Annotated in this window: 21 protein-coding genes; 10 read left to right on the forward strand and 11 right to left on the reverse strand. The window is 69.7% G+C overall.

The genetic code is table 11. The features are described 5' to 3' along the window. Positions 1–202 precede the first annotated feature (202 nt). Positions 203–2872, forward strand: coding sequence for an ATP-dependent Clp protease ATP-binding subunit (locus tag ACFWN7_RS11385; protein WP_376938925.1), 2670 nt, complete (start codon positions 203–205; stop codon positions 2870–2872). A gap of 140 nt (positions 2873–3012) precedes the next feature. Here ACFWN7_RS11385 and ACFWN7_RS11390 read toward each other — a convergent pair whose 3' ends face one another. The 5 genes from ACFWN7_RS11390 to ACFWN7_RS11410 form a co-directional block, all read right to left on the reverse strand. Next, on the reverse strand, positions 3013–3300 hold the full coding sequence (locus ACFWN7_RS11390) for a HigA family addiction module antitoxin (RefSeq protein ID WP_376938926.1): 288 nt from the start codon (positions 3298–3300) through the stop codon (positions 3013–3015). A gap of 11 nt (positions 3301–3311) precedes the next feature. Further along, entirely contained in the window at positions 3312–3590 is a 279-nt protein-coding gene (locus ACFWN7_RS11395; RefSeq protein ID WP_376938927.1) for a type II toxin-antitoxin system RelE/ParE family toxin, read from the reverse strand. Positions 3591–3732: 142 nt separating this feature from the next. After that, complete coding sequence (locus ACFWN7_RS11400; RefSeq protein ID WP_376938928.1) at positions 3733–5463, reverse strand: ABC-F family ATP-binding cassette domain-containing protein; 1731 nt, start codon at positions 5461–5463, stop codon at positions 3733–3735. 376 nt (positions 5464–5839) lie between these two features. After that, the gene (locus ACFWN7_RS11405; protein WP_376938929.1) at positions 5840–6304 is read right to left on the reverse strand and encodes a hypothetical protein; all 465 of its coding nucleotides are present in this window, start codon (positions 6302–6304) and stop codon (positions 5840–5842) included. 221 nt (positions 6305–6525) lie between these two features. Next, positions 6526–6957 carry a hypothetical protein gene (locus ACFWN7_RS11410; protein WP_376938980.1) on the reverse strand — a complete coding sequence of 144 codons (432 nt, stop codon included), beginning with the start codon at positions 6955–6957 and terminating at the stop codon, positions 6526–6528. A 209-nt stretch (positions 6958–7166) separates the two neighbouring features. Between ACFWN7_RS11410 and fosX the strand changes: the two genes are divergently transcribed. Further along, complete coding sequence (gene fosX / locus ACFWN7_RS11415) at positions 7167–7595, forward strand: FosX/FosE/FosI family fosfomycin resistance hydrolase (RefSeq protein ID WP_376938930.1); 429 nt, start codon at positions 7167–7169, stop codon at positions 7593–7595. Positions 7596–7713: 118 nt separating this feature from the next. Here fosX and ACFWN7_RS11420 read toward each other — a convergent pair whose 3' ends face one another. Further along, positions 7714–8943 (reverse strand): alpha/beta fold hydrolase, encoded by a 1230-nt coding sequence (locus tag ACFWN7_RS11420; protein ID WP_376938931.1) that lies wholly within the window; start codon positions 8941–8943, stop codon positions 7714–7716. 143 nt (positions 8944–9086) lie between these two features. Here ACFWN7_RS11420 and ACFWN7_RS11425 point away from each other — a divergent pair, with 143 nt between their 5' ends. After that, positions 9087–9722 (forward strand): glyoxalase, encoded by a 636-nt coding sequence (locus ACFWN7_RS11425; protein ID WP_376938932.1) that lies wholly within the window; start codon positions 9087–9089, stop codon positions 9720–9722. Between the two features lie 9 nt (positions 9723–9731). Here ACFWN7_RS11425 and ACFWN7_RS11430 read toward each other — a convergent pair whose 3' ends face one another. Then, on the reverse strand, positions 9732–10127 hold the full coding sequence (locus ACFWN7_RS11430; protein WP_376938933.1) for a YybH family protein: 396 nt from the start codon (positions 10125–10127) through the stop codon (positions 9732–9734). Between the two features lie 138 nt (positions 10128–10265). Here ACFWN7_RS11430 and ACFWN7_RS11435 point away from each other — a divergent pair, with 138 nt between their 5' ends. Then, positions 10266–11075: an MBL fold metallo-hydrolase gene (locus ACFWN7_RS11435; protein ID WP_376938934.1), complete on the forward strand. Its 810-nt coding sequence runs from the start codon at positions 10266–10268 to the stop codon at positions 11073–11075. A 59-nt stretch (positions 11076–11134) separates the two neighbouring features. Continuing rightward, on the forward strand, positions 11135–12025 hold the full coding sequence (locus tag ACFWN7_RS11440) for an Fpg/Nei family DNA glycosylase (RefSeq protein ID WP_376938935.1): 891 nt from the start codon (positions 11135–11137) through the stop codon (positions 12023–12025). 78 nt (positions 12026–12103) lie between these two features. On the opposite strand, the gene ACFWN7_RS11445 is transcribed toward ACFWN7_RS11440, so the two are convergent. Beyond that, positions 12104–12319, reverse strand: a complete 216-nt coding sequence (locus ACFWN7_RS11445; RefSeq protein ID WP_376938936.1) for a hypothetical protein — start codon at positions 12317–12319, stop codon at positions 12104–12106. Between the two features lie 119 nt (positions 12320–12438). Here ACFWN7_RS11445 and ACFWN7_RS11450 point away from each other — a divergent pair, with 119 nt between their 5' ends. From ACFWN7_RS11450 to ACFWN7_RS11465, 4 genes are read left to right on the forward strand one after another with little or no spacing between them, the layout of a single operon-like run. After that, positions 12439–13233: a DUF4239 domain-containing protein gene (locus tag ACFWN7_RS11450; protein ID WP_376938937.1), complete on the forward strand. Its 795-nt coding sequence runs from the start codon at positions 12439–12441 to the stop codon at positions 13231–13233. Positions 13234–13281: 48 nt separating this feature from the next. Continuing rightward, entirely contained in the window at positions 13282–14187 is a 906-nt protein-coding gene (locus ACFWN7_RS11455; protein WP_376938938.1) for an oxygenase MpaB family protein, read from the forward strand. Positions 14188–14228: 41 nt separating this feature from the next. After that, positions 14229–14450 carry a hypothetical protein gene (locus ACFWN7_RS11460; protein WP_376938939.1) on the forward strand — a complete coding sequence of 74 codons (222 nt, stop codon included), beginning with the start codon at positions 14229–14231 and terminating at the stop codon, positions 14448–14450. Positions 14451–14455: 5 nt separating this feature from the next. Next, complete coding sequence (locus tag ACFWN7_RS11465) at positions 14456–14890, forward strand: TA system VapC family ribonuclease toxin (RefSeq protein WP_376938940.1); 435 nt, start codon at positions 14456–14458, stop codon at positions 14888–14890. A 55-nt stretch (positions 14891–14945) separates the two neighbouring features. Here ACFWN7_RS11465 and ACFWN7_RS11470 read toward each other — a convergent pair whose 3' ends face one another. After that, the gene (locus ACFWN7_RS11470) at positions 14946–15572 is read right to left on the reverse strand and encodes a TetR/AcrR family transcriptional regulator (RefSeq protein ID WP_376938941.1); all 627 of its coding nucleotides are present in this window, start codon (positions 15570–15572) and stop codon (positions 14946–14948) included. Between the two features lie 86 nt (positions 15573–15658). Between ACFWN7_RS11470 and ACFWN7_RS11475 the strand changes: the two genes are divergently transcribed. Further along, positions 15659–16933, forward strand: coding sequence for an FAD-dependent oxidoreductase (locus ACFWN7_RS11475; RefSeq protein ID WP_376938942.1), 1275 nt, complete (start codon positions 15659–15661; stop codon positions 16931–16933). Here the strand turns inward: ACFWN7_RS11475 and ACFWN7_RS11480 are convergent. Together ACFWN7_RS11480 and ACFWN7_RS11485 are read right to left on the reverse strand one after the other, a co-directional pair. Continuing rightward, positions 16909–17505 carry a MarR family transcriptional regulator gene (locus tag ACFWN7_RS11480; RefSeq protein WP_376938943.1) on the reverse strand — a complete coding sequence of 199 codons (597 nt, stop codon included), beginning with the start codon at positions 17503–17505 and terminating at the stop codon, positions 16909–16911. The two genes, ACFWN7_RS11475 and ACFWN7_RS11480, sit on opposite strands and share 25 nt — an antisense overlap. After that, positions 17499–18083 carry a protoglobin domain-containing protein gene (locus tag ACFWN7_RS11485; RefSeq protein ID WP_376938944.1) on the reverse strand — a complete coding sequence of 195 codons (585 nt, stop codon included), beginning with the start codon at positions 18081–18083 and terminating at the stop codon, positions 17499–17501. The genes ACFWN7_RS11480 and ACFWN7_RS11485 overlap by 7 nt, the downstream gene beginning before the upstream one ends. Positions 18084–18114 lie beyond the last annotated feature (31 nt).

The following is an 18114-nucleotide window of genomic DNA, read 5'->3' on the forward strand; positions in this document are numbered from 1 at the left end:
AAGAAAGGGGCGCCCAGCCGGGCGCCGTGCTCGAATGATGGCTGATACCGCTTGCCGGATCGTGGCGACACGCTGAGCGAGGAATGTACAGCGGGTATGGCGACACGATTGTCGCGGACGAATCGGACAGTCCCGGGGAATACCCACGCCCCCACCGCGTTGAACTTGAGCGTACCCAACTCAAGTTCCCCAGGAGGACTAGGTGCCCGAAGACTTCAACCCCGAAGCCGGTGCGAACTCGTTCGACGAGTTCCTGTCCCGGTACCTTGCGGGAGAGCAGGCGCGTCAGGCTCGGTCGATCGACCTCAGCCGGTTCCTGACCGCCCGCACGCAAGGCATTCTGCAGCAGGCAGGACGCTTCGCGCTTGAGCGCGGCCAGACCGAGCTCGACGCGCTGCACATCCTGCGCGTCATCGTCGAAGACGAAGCGGTCACGCAGGCCATTCAGCGCATCGGGGTCGACCCCGAGCGCATCATCACGGCGACCGAGGCGCGGCTGCCTGCGGCATCCGAGACCCGCTTCGACGAGCTTAGCGAGCGAGCGAATGCCGCCGTAATCACGCCGAGTGCGTCGCGCGCACTGTTCCACAGCTACCAGGTCGCGCGCTCGAGCGGGGCGACCTACATCGACCCCGAGCACCTCTTCTTCGCGCTCGTGCTGGGGCAGGATGCGCCTGCCGGGCAGGTGCTGGCACGCGCCGGCGTCACCGCCGAGGCGCTGACGCAGGGGTTGAGCGACGGTTCCCTTCGACAGGCTCAGGGAACGGGTGACGAGGGCTCCCTTCGACAGACTCAGGGAGCGGATGCGGCATCCGCAACCCCCATGCTCGACAAGTTCGGCACCGATCTCACGCAACTCGCGCGAGATGGCGAGCTCGACCCGGTGATCGGACGCGTCGACGAGATCGAGCAGACCATCGAGATCCTGAGCCGCCGCACCAAGAACAACCCGGTGCTGGTCGGCGAGGCCGGCGTCGGCAAGACCGCGATCGTCGAGGGGCTCGCCCGAGCGATCGTCGAGGAGAACGTTCCCGAGCAGCTGCGAAACAAGCGGGTCATCTCGCTCGACCTGCCCGGCATGCTCGCCGGCACCCGCTACCGCGGCGACTTCGAGGAGCGCCTCACCAAGACCATGGACGAGATCGCCGCACACAAGGGCGAGCTCATCATCTTCGTCGACGAGGTGCACACCGTCGTCGGCGCGGGCGGCGGCGGCGACGGCGGCATGGACGCGGGCAACATCCTGAAGCCGCGCCTCGCACGCGGCGAGCTGCACCTCGTGGGCGCGACCACGCTCAACGAGTACCGCAAGATCGAGAAGGACCCCGCGCTCGAGCGCCGGTTCCAGCCGGTGAAGGTCGGCGAGCCGTCGATCGAGGATGCCGTGCAGATTCTGCACGGTCTGAAGCCGGCGTATGAGGAGCACCACGATGTCAAGTACACGGATGCCGCGTTGCGGGCGTCGGTGGAGCTCAGCGCGCGCTACCTCACCGACCGGGTGCTGCCCGACAAGGCCATCGACCTCATCGACCAGGCCGGAGCGCGGCTGCGCCTGCGCCTCGGTGTGAAGGTCGACGTGTCGGCGCTCATCGAGCGGCTCGCGTCGCTGGAGGCCGATAAGAACGCGGCCGTGCAGGCCGAGCACTATGAGGAGGCGTCGCGGATTCGGGACGAGATCGCGAAGATGCAGGCGAGGCTCGACGACGCTTCGGTCGCTGAGCCTGCCGAAGCGACTGGTGCCGAGCAGGCGAGTTCCCTTCGACAGGCTCAGGGAACGACTGTCGATGAAGCGCAGATCGCCGCGGTGATCTCGCGGGCCACCGGCATTCCGGTGAACCGCCTCACCGAGAGTGAGCGCGAGCGCCTCGGCGACCTCGAGGGCGAGTTGCACGCGCGCGTCATCGGACAGGACGACGCGGTCACCGCGGTCGCGAAGGCCGTGCGCCGCAGCCGCACCGGCATGGGCGACGCGCGCCGGCCGATCGGCAGCTTCCTGCTCCTCGGGCCGACGGGTGTCGGCAAGACCGAGCTGGCGCGGGCGCTCGCTGCGAGCCTGTTCCCTTCGACACTTCGACAAGCTCAGGGCACCGCAGGCTCAGGGAACGAAGGGGTGATTCGTTTCGACATGTCGGAGTTCGGCGAGCGTCACACGGTCAGCCGGCTCGTCGGCGCCCCTCCCGGCTATGTCGGTTACGACGAGGCCGGGCAGCTCACCGAGCGCGTGCGGCGCAACCCGTATTCGATAGTGCTGTTCGACGAGATCGAGAAGGCGCACCCCGACGTGTTCAACCTGCTGCTGCAGGTGCTCGACGACGGACGCCTCACCGACGGCCAGGGTCGCACGGTCGACTTCCGCAACACGGTGGTCGTGATGACCTCGAACCTCGGTTCGGAGTTCCTCGCGTCGCGGTCGGGTGCGCTCGGCTTCGTCGCGGGGTCGGATGCCTCGGGGTTTGCGTCATCCGACGACGTTCGCGCGCGCGTGATGGGCAAGGTGCGCGAGGCCATGCGGCCCGAGTTCCTGAACCGCATCGACGAGATCGTGCTGTTCCAGAAGCTCGACCAGCCGCAGCTCGAGCTGATCGTGCGGCTGATGCTCGGGGCATCCGCCGCTCGCCTTGCGGCGCGTGAGGTCACGTTCGAGGTGACGGATGGCGCGGTGACGTTGCTCGCGGAGCGCGGTTACGAGCCCGGGTACGGTGCCCGCCCGCTGCGTCGCGTGATCCAGCGCGAGATCGACGATCGCATCAGCGACCTGTTCGTCAGCGGTTCGCTCGGCGACGGCGAAGGTGTGCGAGTGGATGCCGCGGACGGCGAGTTCATCGTGGCATCCGTGCCGCGCGCGGCCGTGCAGGCGCCCGCCGCCGCGTAGTCGTCGGTTGAGTAGGCGCCAGCGCCGTATCGAGGCCACGAATGCCCGGTCCCATCAACGGGGCCGGGCATTCGTATTTCCCCGTCAATGCGTTTGCGTGCGGATGCCGCCCAGCTGAGGCATCCATCGCCTGGTTCGCATCACGCTGCCGCGGTCAGCTTGCGAACGTGGGGGACTCCGGCAGCCCGTTCGGCGGCGAGATCGTGCGCAAGCTGCATCGCGAGCCAAGCACGTGCCGTTCCGGCGCCGGCCTCCTCGAGTCGTACGGCGAGGTTGGGGGTGACGCGTGCATGCTCGTGAAGGACGCGACTGAGCGTCACACGCGAGATGCCGAGTCGCGAGGCGGCCTCACCGACACTCAGACCGAGCTCGGCGAGAACGTCCTCGCGGATGATCATGCCCGGGTGCACCGGGTTCGCCATTGCCATGGTGTTCTCCTTCAGTGGTAGTCCCTATAGTCGACCAGGTCGACGTCGCCGTCGACGAACCGGAAGATCACGCGCCAATTACCGTTCACCCAGATCGACCAGTGCCCGTCGAGATCGCCCTTCAATGGGTGCGTGCGAAACGATGGGATCGCCAGATCTTCGGGTGATTGTGCGACATCGAGGATCGACAAGATGCGTCGGAGTTTGTCAGCGTGAGCAGGCTGCACACCCTTCTTCGATCCAGTTGAATACAGTGCCTCCAGTCCTTTGTGCCGGAAACTGATGATCACGAACTCCAATGTAGCGTGTAACGTTACGCTTTACAAGGTGCTAGTCGGTTGCGTGGCATCCGTGCCGCGCGCGACCGTGGAGCTGCCCGATGCCGCGTAGGCCGCCACCCCACCCCTCACGCGAATCCCGGGTTCCTGCGGCTCAACCCGCATGAACCCGGGATTCGGCAACGGGGCCGGGCGTTCGTGCGCGCGAGTGGACGGCGCGGCCGGACCAACCCCCCAAGTCGAGCCGCTCGCCGCGGAACCGCCGGCGCATCAACCGGTCGTGTGAGACCAGCACCACCGCACCGCTGAACCCCTCGAGCGCCCGTTCAAGATCCTCGACGAGGTCGGGCGAGAAGTGGTTCGTCGGCTCGTCGAGCAGCAGCAACTCGTGGGACTCGCTCACCAGGAGGGCGAGTTCCAGCCGCCGCCGCTGACCGTACGAGAGCCCCGCGACCGGCACGCCGAGATCGCGCAGGTGGAACAGGCCGAGCCCCATGAGCCGTTCTTCGGCCGCCTCGGCGTCCTCCCGGATGCCGGCCGCATACGCCTCGAGCAGGCTGCGTCGGCTCGGGGCGACCTCGCTGTGCTGGCGCAGGTGGCCGATGCTCCGGGTCGCGGTGACCGTGCCGGCATCCGCGCGCTGTTCGCCGGCGATCACGCGCAACAGGCTCGACTTGCCGACCCCGTTCGGGCCGGTGACGAGCAGGCGATCACCTGCGGTCAGCTGCAGGTCGTCGACGGATGCTGCGGCGACGCGTACTCCGCGAAGTGTGAGAAGCGGAGCATCCGTCGCTCTCGAGGCATCCGTCGTGCGACCCGCGGGCGCCTCCCGCTGACTGACCGACGTCGTTCGCCCGAGCGCCGGTGCGAACGAGAGTGGCTTCGGCGGCGGTACGACGGGCGCGGCGAGCAAGCGTGCCACCCGTTCCTTGGCGTTGCGGATGCGCGCCATCGCCCCATGGTCGCGGCCGCGCGCACGAAAAGCGCCCGCGCCCATACCTGCCTTGTCGAGCTTGCGGGGAATGGCGTCGAGTCGCCCGGCGTTCACCGCGGCGAGTTCGCGACTGCGAGCGAGCGCGGCCTTCCACGTCTCGTAGGCGAGCCGATGCCGTTCACGCTCGTTCGCCTTCGCGACAAGATAGCCCGCATAGCCGTCGCCATAGCGCGAAACGGATGCTCCATCGACCTCCCAGATCACGTCGGTGAGTGCTTGGAGGAACGCGCGATCGTGCGTCACCGCGACAACCGTACCGTGATGCGAGCGCAGCCGATCGACGAGCCACTGCCACGCGACGTCGTCGAGGTCGTTGCTCGGCTCGTCGAGCAACAGCAGCTCGGGGTTCGACGCCAGCGTGGCGGCGAGCGCGATGCGCGAACGCTCGCCACCCGACAGGCACGACCAGGCGCGGGAGCGCTCGATACCGGCCACCCCGAGCACATCGAGCGCCGCGTCGAGACGAGCGGGCGCGCCGTAGCCGTCGCACGCGTCGAAGCGATCGGTCAGCGCCGCATAGTCGGCGAGCGCTGCATCGAGGGCAGCACCGTCGAGGCGCTCGAGACCGCGCTCGGCCTCGTGCATCGCGCGCTCGAGGGTGCGCAACTCGGCCGAACAGGCGTCGATGGCCTGACTGACGGTCGCGCCGTCGGGAAGCTCGAGCACCTGGCCGAGCGCGCCGATGCCGCCCGCGGCGGCCACGGTCACGTCGCCGGCGTCGGGCGACAGCTCGCCGCTCAGCAGTCGCAGCAGCGTGGACTTTCCCGATCCGTTGTCGCCGATGACGCCGATGCGTTCGCCGGGGCGAGCCGCGAGGTCGATGCGGTCGAGCACGATGCGATCGCCGAATCGCTTCGTCGCGGAATGTATGGAGAGTTGGTTTGGATACATGTGAAGCTCCGTTCCCGACGCCTCGCTACGTCCACCGGGTCGCAGAGCGCAATCGCCGTGCGGGGAATGCGGAGGATACGACGGTGCGTCGACAGCTCAGGCGCCGTGATAGTCAGTGGTCGGACCGCTGAAACCAGCGCAGAGTGGCCGTGGAGCATTGCTCGACACGGCTCGCCACTAGGAGTAGATCAGAGTGCCCATCGCCGTCACAGTAGCAGGCCTCGAGAACGATGTGCAATCAACGCGACGCGTGCGTCTTCGACCACGACGGCCACTGATCGAGTTGCACGCCGGGTACCGGAGTAGCGGAGTACGGCGCCTTCCCGGGTGCGAAACTGCCGCCGACCGCTGCCGCGTGACCGTCCTCCCCAACGCCTCATCGCGAGGACCACGTGGTGGGCGACGACCGTCCCCATTTCAGTATGCCCTCGACGCCGGCGTACCCCGTGCCGTGCACGAACAATGCCACGAACGCGCTGACGAGCAGACCGACGCCGGCGACCCAGCTGACATTCCAGAATGTGGTCACGATCCCGGCGAACGCGGCGCCCATCGCGAGCGACCGCGCGATGGTCACCGTGCGCGACCTCGCGGCGCGGTGGCGAAAGAGCTCCTGCCAGTTCAGCGCGATGAGGGCAGCGAGCATCGGGATGGCGACGGCGAAGAGGATGACGCTCGCAAGGCCGAGCGGCGACGGCGCGGCATCCGTGACGAACGGCTGCACGAGCACGATGCAGATACCGACGAGCGCGCCGTTCATCAGGTTGTTCTGTCGCAGCCATTCGTCCGCCAAACCGGGCTCGCGACGAAGCTCCTGCTCGACGTACTCGTCTTCCCGCATCAACCGCCTCCGTTCGGACACTACCGGGAGATTCTCCCAGCGAAGGAGTCCGCCGGCCGCCGCGCGGCGCGCCATTCGCACCACGCGAATCCCGGGTTTCTGCGATTTCGCCCGCACGAACCCGGGACTCGGCAACGAGGGCAGGGCGTTCGCGTGGAGGCATTCAGGCTGTGGCGCCCGGAGCTGTGAAGCTCCCGCTCGTCGTTGCCGCGTGCCCGTCCTCACCATCGGGATGGTGGAAGCGGACTTCCCCAGATCGATCGCAGGGGCAGGATCCTCACGCCCGAGGTGACGTCGAAGCGGCAGTCGATCGTCGCCAGATCGGACTCTGCGAGCATCGCCGCGGATGGATCGGCTTCCGGCGCGTCCTCGATCCGGAAGAGGTCGCGGATATCGCTGACGACCTCGAGGCTGTGCCGTCGAGTTGCTTCGCTGATCCGACCCGAATGGGGCCCGGCCCCGAGGCCATGCGCCCCGAGTTCCTGAACCGCATCCACGAGATGGTGCTGTTCCAGCAGCTCGACCAGCCGCAGCTCGAGCAGATTGTGCGGCTCATGCTCGGGGCATCCGCAGCGCCTCGCGGCCGCCGCGTAGACCGCCGCCACCCACAGCCCCCGCACCTCCCACGCGAGTCCCGGCTCTCTGCGGGTCAATCCGCAGAAATCCGGGGCTCGGAGGCGCCCGGCCACACGGCGACCCGGCCTCGACGCGCCGAGTCCCGGGTTTCCGCGGTCCCACGCGCACGAATCCGGGACTCGAGAACACGGGCCGGGCGTTCGCACGGCGTCCGTCGACGTGTGGCAGCCGGAACAGCTCGGTGCGGGACCAGCGGAGCGCAGAGTGTCGCAGCTAGCGTGGCGGGGTGACCAGCAGCGGACTCAGCCATGTGACCTTCATCGTGCGCGACCTCGATCGCATGGAGCGGATCCTCACGAACGTGCTCGGCGCCGTTCGCGTCTACGACAGCGGCAGCTGCACATTCTCGCTCTCCGAGGAACGATTCTTTCTGATCGGCGACAGTGAGGCGGCGACCTGGGTGGCGATCATGCTCGGCGACGGCGGACTGCCGCGCAGCTACAACCACGTCGCATTCCAGGTGGAACGGGCCGACCTGCCCGGCCTGCGCACGACCATCGCGGAGCTCGGCCTCGACATCCGCCCGCCGCGCTCGCGGGTCGACGGCGAAGGCGACTCCATCTACTTCGACGACGACGACGGCCACCTGTTCGAGTTGCACGCCGGTTCCCTGCGCGAGCGTCTCGCGGCATACACCCCGACGGCCGCTGCGTAGGAAGCACTGGAGCAGCGCTTCCACCATGCGGCCCGGCCCTCACACGGTCGCCGATCAGGACACACGCCGATCAGGACACTCGCCGATCAGGACACTCGCCGATCAGGACACACGCCGATCACGGCACGTGCCGGTCGAGCCACTCCTCGAGGGCGGGTAGGGAGAGGTACGCGATCGTCGCATGCGTCGCGAACGGAACGGTCACCTTCGACACGTCATCGCCGTGCGCCCTTGCAGCGCTGACGAATGCGTCGGTGGCGTCGGGGGTGATCAGCGCGTCGTCGGCGCCCTGCGCGACGAAGACGGGCGCTCCGATCGGCGAACCGCCGGCGGAGTTCTTGGCGAGCAGTGTCGCCCAGGGCTCGGTCGTGGTGGGGTCGTGGGCGAAGAAGTCCCCGATGAGCGGATCGGCCATCTGGTGCAGGCGATCGAGGTTGTCGAGCAGGCACAGACGGTTCATGTCGGGCACCGTCGCGACGGCCGTGGGTGTCAGGATGTCGCCGAGTTCGGCGCCTGCCACGGTGGGGCCGTAGACCGACGCGAACGCCGGGAAGGCGTACGACCCGATCGTGACGCCCGACACGTCGTCGGCGTGCGCCGTCATGAGCGCGGTGAGGTCTGCCGCCGGCGCCGCCGCGGCCACCGCCAGCACGTCGAACTCGGGCGCGTACTCGGGCGTCTCCTGAGCCGCGAAGAGCACCGCCTGTCCGCCCTGCGAATGGCCCCAGAGCACCAACCGATCCGAGGCCTGCGCTTCGGGGATCGCCTGTGCCGCCCGCACCGCGTCGAGCACCGTGTGCGCGGCCGTCGTGCCGACGAGGTACGAGTCGGGGCCGTCGGTGCCCATGCCCGCGTAGTCGGTCGCGACGACGGTGTACCCGCGATCGAGCATCATCCGCAGCCCCTCGATGCCGATGAAGGGGTCGAACCCCCTCGACGGCGCGCAACTCGGGTCGGTGCCGGTCGTGGGATGTCCCCACGCGAGCACGGTGCGTCCCCCCGCCGGCGCCGAACCGAGCGGCGTCACGACGATGCCGGTGACGACGATGGGCGTGCCGTCGAGGTCGGTCGAGCGGTACATGATGCGCCACGCCTTCGACAACGCGGGTACCCCCACGAGTTCGGCGCTTCGCACGATCGTTCCGGGCGCCCCGTCTTCGGCGCCGTGGGGCTGTTCGTAGAATTCGGCGAGGGTCGGCTGCTCCGAGGCGTCGCCGGCGATGCGCGCGATCTCGAGGCCGACGATGGGCACGGCGATGAGCGCGAGCACGAGCGCGGCGATGCCGACGACCCGGCGTCCGCGCCGTTGCGTGCGGCCGGTCGATCGTCGACCTCGGGCAATCCTCACCGTGCGTCCCCTCTCGTGCGCCACCGGTGTGTCGGCGCGACCTGACCAGTCTGGCGTGCCGTGCACGGTCGCGGCATCCGTGTCATCCGGATCGAGCAGGAATCGAGAAGCACACGCCGAATCGCCTGAATAACGTCGGAGACATGAACACCACCGACGCCATCACCATCACGTCCATCGACTCCATCACGCTCGACGCGGCCGACCCCGAGGCCGCCGCGCAGTTCTACGCCGACGCCTTCGGTCTCATCTCGCAGGTGCGAGTGCGGGCATCGGATGCCCCGACCAGCGGCTTCCGCGGATTCACCATGTCGCTCGTCGTCCCCCAGCCCGCAAACGTGCGGGCCCTGTTCGACTCGGCCGTCGCCGCCGGCGCGACCGTGCTGAAGCCCGTCGAGAAGTCCCTGTGGGGGTTGGGCGGCGTCGTCCAGGCACCTGATGGGGCGATCTGGAACCTCGCGACCTCGGCGAAGAAGGACACCGGTCCGGCCACTCGGGAGTTCGACCACATCGTGGTCCTGCTCGGCGCGGAGGACGTGTCGGCGAGCAAGCGGTTCTACACCGGCCGCGGCCTCGCGGTCGCGAAGAGCTTCGGCAGCTACGTCGACTTCGCCACGCCGTCGAGCCCGATCGGACTGGGGCTCTACAAGCGGCGGGCGCTCGCCAAGTCCGCGGGCGTGGCGCCCGAGGGAACGGGTTCGCACCGCATCCGGATCAACAGCGACGGCGGGTCGTTCACCGACCCCGACGGGTTCGCGTGGGGCACGAGCTCCGAGTGAAGCGGGGTGCTACGCCGCGGTGTCGGCGTGCCGGTGCACGACCCGCCACTCGCCGTCCTCACGGCGGTACACCTGCGTGGCGCGCAGCGTGAAGGTGCGCGGCTCGCCGTCGATCGAGGTCGAGATGCGCTCGTAGCCCACGGTGTAGGCCATGTCGCCCACGACGTCGAACGAGATCAGCTCGAGCGCGTAGTCGGCGCATTCCGAGAAGCTCGCCGCCACCACCTCGAACGCCTCCACCAGGGCTTCTCGGCCGACCGCATTCCGCCAGGCGCCGAGCACGCTCACGGGCTCGAGGCGGGACCAGATCGCCCGGCGCGGGCCATCATCGCCGTCGAGCATGGCTCGCTCGGCCTCGACGAGGGTGCTGCCGACCCAGGCCAGGAAATCATCTCGGTCACTCATGGGTTCAGGATGCCCCGGCTGGGCGCCGCGCACAATCGCCACGGCCGTTGGATTCGGCGCGGCATCCGTCGGTATCGAAGTTCCGGATGCTCCGCCAGGCGAAGGAGGTGGGACCATCGATGATGGACGGAGGCATCGATGAGACACCGTTTGTCAAGCGAGGCCAGGGGAGTGGGCGACGACCGGCGCCGACGGTTCCGGGTCGATCGCGTCAGCGAACACCTGCACTTCGTGCACACGGAGCACGTGAACTGGGTCGTGTACGCCGGCACCGACGGTGTCACGCTCATCGATTCGGGCTATGCGGGTCAACGCGACCTCCTCGCGTCGTCGCTCGACGCGGTCGGATGCCGGCCCGAGAACGTCGACGCGGTGCTCATCACCCACGGCCACGCCGACCACCTCGGCGGTGCGGCGTGGCTCGCCGACCGGTACGGCACGGCGGTGCACGCGCACCCCGAGGAGGTGGCGAACGTGCGCCGAACGGTGATGCAGCAGGTCGGGAGGGGCGCCGTGCTGCGCAACGCCTGGCGTCCTGGGGTGGTTCGATGGGCCGCCGCCATCGCGCCCATGCTCGAGCGTCACCCCGATCTCGGCGTTCCGAGCGCGAGCCCGCTCCCCGAGCGCGGCGGTCACGTCGCGGTACCCGGAAACCCCCGAGCGCTGCTCATCGAGGGCCACACCTCGGGGCACACGGCGTACGACTTCGAGGACGAGGGCGTGCTGGTCGTCGGCGATGCCATCGTCACCCGGCATCGCACCTCATCGGCTGCGGGTCCGCACCTGCTGCCGTCGATCTTCCACCACGACCCCGAGCATGCACGGGCGTCGCTCGCGCGACTGGAGGCCGTGCGGGCGCGGGCGGTGCTGCCGGGTCACGGCGAAGCGTGGATCGGCCCGGTCGACGCGATGGTGCGGGCGGCGCTCGAGGCGGGGTCGCCCTGGTGAATCCGTCGTGACGCCCGTCGCCCGTTCACCTCGTCGGCGGGGTGTGCGAAGCTGGCGGCATGCCCGAGTCGCCCGAGGTCGAAGCGCTCATCGAGGAACTCGACGCGCGGTTGGCGGGCCGGGCCATCACCGACGTCGACGTCGTCGAGTTCCGGGTGACGAAGACGCGCGCCCGGCCGCTGCCGGCGCTCGTCGGCGAACGGGTGACCGGGGCGACGCGCCACGGCAAGCTCGTCGACCTCGCGCTCGGGGGCTCGCACCTCGTGGTGTCGCTCGGGCGGCACGGCTGGGCGCGCTGGCGTGACGTGGAGTCGACCGCCAGCGATGCGGTCGGCGATGCCGGTTCCGCGGTCGAGACGGATGCCGCAGCCGATGCAGCGCTCCCGCCCACGCTCGTCGCCCTCGAGTTCGACGACGGGAGCACGCTCGAGTTCACGGATGCCGGTGACTGGGTGTCGCTCGGTGGCTGGGTGGTCGACGATCCGGCAGACGTGCCGGCCGTCGCCAAGCTCGGACCCGACCCGGCCGATCCGGGATTCTCGCGTGCCGATTTCGACCGCGCCGTCGTCGGCCGCCGCAAGCAGGTCAAGGCCGTGCTGCAGGAGCAGGAGTCGCTCGCCGGCATCGGCAACGCGTACTCCGACGAGATCCTCCACGCGGCCGAGGTCTCACCCGTCGCCCACGCCGCGGCCCTGACCGAGGCGGAACTCGATCGTCTCTTCGCTGCGACGATCGACGTCATCAGGTCGGCGATCGAGGCCCGGAGCGGAGTGCCCGTCGATCAGCTCAAGGCGGCGAAGGTGGCGGACATGCGGGTGCACGGCAGAGCGGGGGAGTCGTGCCCGGTGTGCGGTGACACGATCCGCGACTTCTCGTTCGCGAGCACGACGGCCCAGTACTGCCCGACGTGCCAGACGGGCGGCGCCGAGCTTCCCCTGCGGTCGGCGTAGGGCGCTGACGCGACATGCCGGCCACGGCCCGGGCCGAGCGCCGGCGAAGCCCCGTCACGCCCGGCCGAACCCAAGGCATCAGGCCGCGTGGAAGGCCGGGGCGACGCGCACCCGGCTGAGCGCGTCGGGCGCGGCGGTGAAGCGGCCCTTCACGCCCTCGGCGGTGACGTACTGCACGCGGATGCCACGACCGATCGACGAGACGTTCGTCACCTCGTAGGTGCGGCCGTAGGCGTTCACCAGCGTGTCACCCACCTCCAAGCGGCGGGTCTGTCGCAGTTCGATGACCTCCATGGTGAGAGTCTCTCAGCACCCTGCGACATCGAACCTGCGCCCGCGTCCCGGCGGGGGATGGCGCACGAGGGCGCGACATCCGTAGGCTGAATGAACCGACGGGCGGGCGGGGAGCGGCCATGCTGGAATGGTTCTACAGGACGAGCGTCTGGATCACGCTGCCCGTGTTCGTCGGCGGGTTCGTGGCGGTCTCCTGCCTGATCGTGCTCGCACTCCGTCCGGTCGTGCACCGGCTCGCCAGCGGCGGCAAGGAGTGGGACCGCGCGCTCGCCCACGTGACCGGCTCGTTCGGCGTGTTCTTCGGCATCCTGCTCGCGCTCGTCGCGGTGTCGGTGTACGAGAACTTCTCCGACACGCGCGAGGCCGCGATCGAGGAGGCCGGACGGGTCGGCGCACTCTTCCGCGCCACCGCCGGCCTGCCCGACGAGGTGGCCGACCCGATGCGGGAGTTGATCGACGCGTACATGCACGAGGTGATCCAAGCCGACTTCCCTCAGCAGCAGTTGGGGATCCTGCCCGATGCCAGCGATGCGCAGGTGGACGAGTTCGAGCGACTCATGCACACCGTCGAGGCCGAGCCCGGTGACGATCAGGCGCAGTTCCAGCAGGTGCTCGCCACGTTCGACGACTTCGTCGAGTCGCGGCGGGCGCGGATCGATGCCACCTCCCTCGCCCTGCCGCCGCTGTTCTGGCTCGTCATCTGGGTCGGCGCCGCCGTGAATGCGGTGCTGATCGCGTTCATCGACGTGAAGAATCCGCGACTGCACCTGCTCATGGCGGGCCTGCTCGCGCTGTTCATCGGCCTCGTGATGTTCGTGACCGCCGACATGGACCATCCGTACGCCGGGACCATCTCGGTCGGCCCCGGGGCGTTCGAGCGGGTACTCGTGCAGATCATCGACGCGCGCGGGTAGTCGTCCGCGGGCGATCGGTGAATCTCGCCGTCGGGGTTATCGTCGACTATGGCCGGTGCGAACCCGAGCGTCGGGGCGAATGCCAGATGGCGCGTGCGCGGCCGGTCGAACCGGTCGCAGGCCGAGCTGCCCGCGTGGACCCGAGCGCTCGCCGAGGGCGACGACGCGGGGTACTTCGGGCCCGGCAGCGCCGTGTGGGCGGTGAACGGCGCGCTGCCGTCGCTCGTCGCCGGCATCCGTGCGCTGCTGCTGCAGACACTGCACCCGGGTGCGATGGCGGGCGTCCACGATTGGTCGCGGTACCACGAGGACCCGCTGGCCCGGCTCGACGGCACGGTGCGATGGGTCGCCACGACGACCTTCGGCGACCGCAGGAGTGCCGCTGCGGCATCCGCTCTCGTGTCGCGTCTGCATGAGCGCATCACCGGCACGTACACGGATGCCGCGGGCGTCGAACGCCCCTACTCGGCGAACGACGAGGAGCTGCTGCGGTGGGTGCACGACGCGTTCACCGAGGCGTTCCTCGGCGCGCACGAGATCTGGGGCGGGCCTATTCCGGGCGGCGGCGATGCGTACGTGCGCGAATGGGCGCAGGCCGGTCGCCTGATGGGCGTGACGAACCCGCCGACGTCGGTGGCCGGCCTGCGCGCCGAGATGATCGACTTCCTCGACGAGGCGAAGGTGGACGACCGCGTCGTGCAGGCGGTCCGCTTCCTGCGCAGGCCGGGGCTGCCCGGACTGACCGGGCGGGTGTACCCGATCCTGTTCGGCGGTGCGGTGGCCTCACTCCGGCCGCGCTACCGCGAGCTGCTGGGACTGAAGCGTCCGTGGTGGCCCGCCATCACGCTCACCCGGATCGCACTCGCGGTCGGCACGCGAACCCTCGGCCCCGTCTCGCCGAGCGAACGGAATGCGCGGTCCCGCATCGCCCGGCTGGACGGCAACTCGCGCTGATGCGGTGATGCGGTGATGCGCGGATGCGTTAGAATCGAAGCGTGAGAACAACGCTCGACCTCGACCCGGCGGTGCTGCGCGCCGCCCGCGCCCTCGCCGACCAACGCGGTCTCACGCTCGGCTCGGCGGTATCGGAACTCGCGCTGCGAGGGCTTCGTGCCGAAGCGACGCAGATCGACGAGGGGTTCCCGCTGCTTCCGCGGTTCGTGGCCGACCATGTTGTCACCGACGACCTCGTCGCCCTGCACCGCGACGGCGAGTGAACGACATGGCACAGCCGGTCCGCCTGCTCGACGCCAACGTCCTGATCGCCCTCGTGAGCGAACAGCACGTTCACCATGCGGCGGCGCATCGATGGCTGCGCACGATCGTGTCCTGGGCGACGACGCCGATGACCGAGGCGGCGTTCGTTCGATTGGTCTCGAATCCCGCAGTCGTCGGTGGTGAGATCGCGCCGGTCGACGCGCTGGCGTTGCTCGAGCGGGTCCGGCGCCAGCCGGGGCACGTCTTCCTGGCCGACGGCAGCTCACTGGCCACCGCCGGTATCGACCTCACCGCGCTGGTCGGCCATCGTCAGGTCACGGACTTCCACCTGGTGAACCTCGCCGCGGGCGCCGGAGCGATCCTCGCGACATTCGATGGGCGCCTGCTCGCCGCGCTGGCCGAGGATGACCGCCGGCACGTCGAGGTCATCCCGCTCTGACCCGCCGTAACGACGTGATGCGCTCGCCGTCGATGGTGCAGGCGTGGCGGCGGCGCTACCCGGTCGGCTGCAGCATCCGTCGCAGCAGTGCGCCCTGCGCCTCGGCGAGCTCGCCCATCGCCGCGGGGGCGAGTTCGCCGACGTGCGAGACGGCCCACTCGTCGAGGGTGCGCAGCAGTGCGAAGACCAGGCGGGTCTGCAGCGCGGGCGGGATGTCGCCGCGAATCGCGCCGTCGCGTCGGCCGACGACGAGCACGGCTTCGAGCCACTCCTCGGCGACGACGAAGATCGCCCGGATCGGCCCCTGCGCGTCGGTCGGCACGCCGGTCGCGTAGACCATCCGCCCGAGCGCCGTGAACGACTCGTCGGTCTGCGCGCGCTCGGTGAGCTGCCGCAGGAACGCCTCGGCGGTGCTCCAGAATCGCTCGCCGGCGAACTCCTCGGGCCGCGGGATGCTGAGCTGTGTCGCGACGTCGGTGCGCAGCTCATCGAGGACGAGGTCGAACAGCGCCGCCTTGGATGCGACGAAGTGGTAGAACGAGCTCTTGCTCATGCCGCAGGCACGGATGATGCGGTTCAGCGAGGCGTGCTCGTAGCCGGAATCGGCGAACTCGCGCGAGGCCTCGCCGATCAGCCGCCGGCGTCGTTCTTCGGGCATGCGGGTGAGGTCGCCTGCGGTCATGGGGTTCACCCTACTCGCTCTGGACCAGCCGGTCCAAACGGTGTAGCCTGATTGGACCACCCAGTCCAGCCAGTAAGGAGCGCACGATGGGTCTTCGCAACACGAGCGTCGAGTCGCAGGTCGAACGAGCCGCGGATGACCCGCTGCGGGTGCTGGTGGTCGGGGCCGGAATCGCCGGAGTCTCTCTTGCGCAGTCGCTGCGCCACGCCGGGTGGCATCCCGTCGTGATCGAGCGGGCGCGCGACGAGCGGCCGCCGGGCTACATGCTCGCGCTCATGCCGATGGTCGACCCGCTCATCGACGACCTCGGGATCCGCCCGCGCTACCTCGCCGAGAGCGTCGAGCTCGGAAGGTACGCCTTCCGGTCGCACGCCGGCCGGGCGCTGCGCACCGATTCGATGGCCGGCATCCTCGATCGATTCGGCGACTACCGCGGCATCACCCGCGGCCGGCTGCTCGAGACGCTCGCCGACGGCGGGTGCGATGTCGCCTTCGAGACCACCGTCGCTGCGATGACCGAGCATCGCGAGAGTGTCACCGTGTCGCTCGTCACCGACGGCGTCGCGCGAGAACGCGAGTTCGACCTCGTCGTCGTCGCCGACGGGATCCGCTCGAGCACTCGCGAGCTGATCCCTGGTGCGACGCCGATCGAGGTCGTCGACACCGGCTGGGCCGGCTGGGTGGTCTGGGCCGAGGCGGACGCCGACACCGACCTGGCCGAGGAGATCTGGGGCGCGGGCTTCATCCTCGGCACCTACCCGGTGAAGGGCAGGGTGGGCGTCTTCCTCGGCGGGCCGGCCGACGATCTGCAGAGCGGGCCGGCGGCATTCGTCGACACCGTGCGAGCGAAGCTGACGACCATCGCGCCGCGCGTCGATCGCGCGCTGCGCGCGGTCGCCGACGATCCCGATCCCTACTACTGGGCCCTCGACGACGGCCGCGCCGCACGCTGGACCACCGCACGCACCGTGCTGCTCGGCGATGCGGCCGCGGGCTTCCTGCCCACCGCGGGCATCGGCGCCGGCATGGCCATGGAGTCGGCATGGGTGCTCGGCCGCCTGCTGCGGCACACCCCGGCGATCGGCCTCGGCGAGGTGCTCACCCGCTACGAGGCGGCGCAACGCCCACGGGTCGAGGCCGCGCAGGACAACTCACGACAGCTGGCGCGGTACATGTTCAGCCGAAGCCGGGCCATCGCGGTCGTCAGGGAGACGACGATGCGACTCCTCAGCGTCGAGGTGGTGCTCCGGCCGATCCGACGCCTGCTGGAGGCTCAGCCCGATCCCGGCCGCATCGCATCGGGGCACGGATCGCCCGAGCGCGCGGCCGCCGCGCGTCACGCAGCGGGCTCAGCGGGCTGATGCTCGGGGCAGTTGACCCGGAGTTCGGACCTCGGCAGCGGCATCCCGAGCAGGTCGCACCGGCTGCCGCCGTCGCCGTCTCGGCGGTGGAACCGGCAGGTCAGGCAGGTGCGCGCGACGGTGATCGTGCCGTCGTGCACGAGGGCGGCGATCATCGAGAGCGCGCCCTCGAGCGTCGCGTCGCGCAGGTCGGGGTCGACCGTGTGCGCCGCCGCGACGAACGGGTCGTCGAGCGAGGCGAGTTCCCGGCCCGGCGGCGTGAGGCGCACGTGCGTGCGTCGCCGCCGGTCGACGACGCGATCGCGCCGAACGAGCCCCTTGCGCTCGAGTGCGGTGATCGCGTCGGTGGCGGTCGGCTGGGTGATGCCCAGCTCGCGGGCGAGCAACCCGACGGATGGTTCGGGTGGCTCACCCGCGGCGATCGTCGCGAGGAGCTCGAGCTGCAGGGGGCTCAGCCCGTGCCGGGTCGCGACGTCTTGGCGGTGGATCCGGCGCGCCCGGGCCAGCTGTCCGAGCGCGGCGGCCAGCTTGGCCGCCGGATCGGCCGGCCGGTCGGCGCCGAACTTCACCACGTGTCGGGAGCGTATGGGTGGGCCCACAGCGCCACCGTGAGGGTCACCGCCTTGAACCAGGCCTGGTACATGGCGTCGACGGCGGCCGCGTCGGGCTCGCCGTTCGCGAGGAACGGTCGGATCGTGACCGTGATCGGAACGATGAGCGCGATCAGGTGCGCGAGGGGCACGTAGCCCGCGGGTGAGTCGACCTCATCGGTGGCGTTCTTCTTCGAGGTGTGGTGCCGCAGGGCGACCTCGTTCTGGTAGTCGAGCCACTGCTGGTCATGGTCGCGTTCGCACACGTCGCGGATCCACAGGCCGAACCGCTCGCGCACCGCGCCCAGGTACTCGCCCGACGGTTGGCCGTCGGCCCCGGCGAACGCGGCGACGAGGTGGGCGTTGCCGCCGACGAAGCCGTACCACACGTCGAGGATCTGTTCGGTCTGCGGTACCAGGATCTCGCCGGCGCGGCGCAGTGCTTCGCGGTCGTCGTCGCTCCAGAGCACGGATGCCTCGAGCTCGGCGAGCTGGTCCATCGTGACGGGTGAGCGGTCGAGGGTGGCGTCGAAGGTGTAGCCGGGTGCGGTGGTCGTCATGATCGGCTCCGTTCAGGGGGTGTGTTCGGTC

This window comes from Agromyces sp. NPDC058484 (assembly GCF_042720415.1).
GTDB lineage: Bacteria > Actinomycetota > Actinomycetes > Actinomycetales > Microbacteriaceae > Agromyces.

Bases quoted from the DNA above. Each gene is read 5' to 3' on its own strand.
- ACFWN7_RS11390 (WP_376938926.1), bottom strand. From the start codon at position 3,300: ATGGCAATGGCGAACCCGGTGCACCCGGGCATGATCATCCGCGAGGAC.
- ACFWN7_RS11435 (WP_376938934.1), top strand. From the start codon at position 10,266: ATGAGACACCGTTTGTCAAGCGAGGCCAGGGGAGTGGGCGACGACCGG.
- ACFWN7_RS11440 (WP_376938935.1), top strand. From the start codon at position 11,135: ATGCCCGAGTCGCCCGAGGTCGAAGCGCTCATCGAGGAACTCGACGCG.
- ACFWN7_RS11425 (WP_376938932.1), top strand. From the start codon at position 9,087: ATGAACACCACCGACGCCATCACCATCACGTCCATCGACTCCATCACG.
- ACFWN7_RS11455 (WP_376938938.1), top strand. From the start codon at position 13,282: ATGGCCGGTGCGAACCCGAGCGTCGGGGCGAATGCCAGATGGCGCGTG.
- ACFWN7_RS11445 (WP_376938936.1), bottom strand. From the start codon at position 12,319: ATGGAGGTCATCGAACTGCGACAGACCCGCCGCTTGGAGGTGGGTGAC.
- ACFWN7_RS11470 (WP_376938941.1), bottom strand. From the start codon at position 15,572: ATGACCGCAGGCGACCTCACCCGCATGCCCGAAGAACGACGCCGGCGG.
- ACFWN7_RS11485 (WP_376938944.1), bottom strand. From the start codon at position 18,083: ATGACGACCACCGCACCCGGCTACACCTTCGACGCCACCCTCGACCGC.
- ACFWN7_RS11465 (WP_376938940.1), top strand. From the start codon at position 14,456: ATGGCACAGCCGGTCCGCCTGCTCGACGCCAACGTCCTGATCGCCCTC.
- ACFWN7_RS11405 (WP_376938929.1), bottom strand. From the start codon at position 6,304: ATGCGGGAAGACGAGTACGTCGAGCAGGAGCTTCGTCGCGAGCCCGGT.
- ACFWN7_RS11475 (WP_376938942.1), top strand. From the start codon at position 15,659: ATGGGTCTTCGCAACACGAGCGTCGAGTCGCAGGTCGAACGAGCCGCG.
- ACFWN7_RS11450 (WP_376938937.1), top strand. From the start codon at position 12,439: ATGCTGGAATGGTTCTACAGGACGAGCGTCTGGATCACGCTGCCCGTG.
- ACFWN7_RS11430 (WP_376938933.1), bottom strand. From the start codon at position 10,127: ATGAGTGACCGAGATGATTTCCTGGCCTGGGTCGGCAGCACCCTCGTC.
- ACFWN7_RS11400 (WP_376938928.1), bottom strand. From the start codon at position 5,463: ATGTATCCAAACCAACTCTCCATACATTCCGCGACGAAGCGATTCGGC.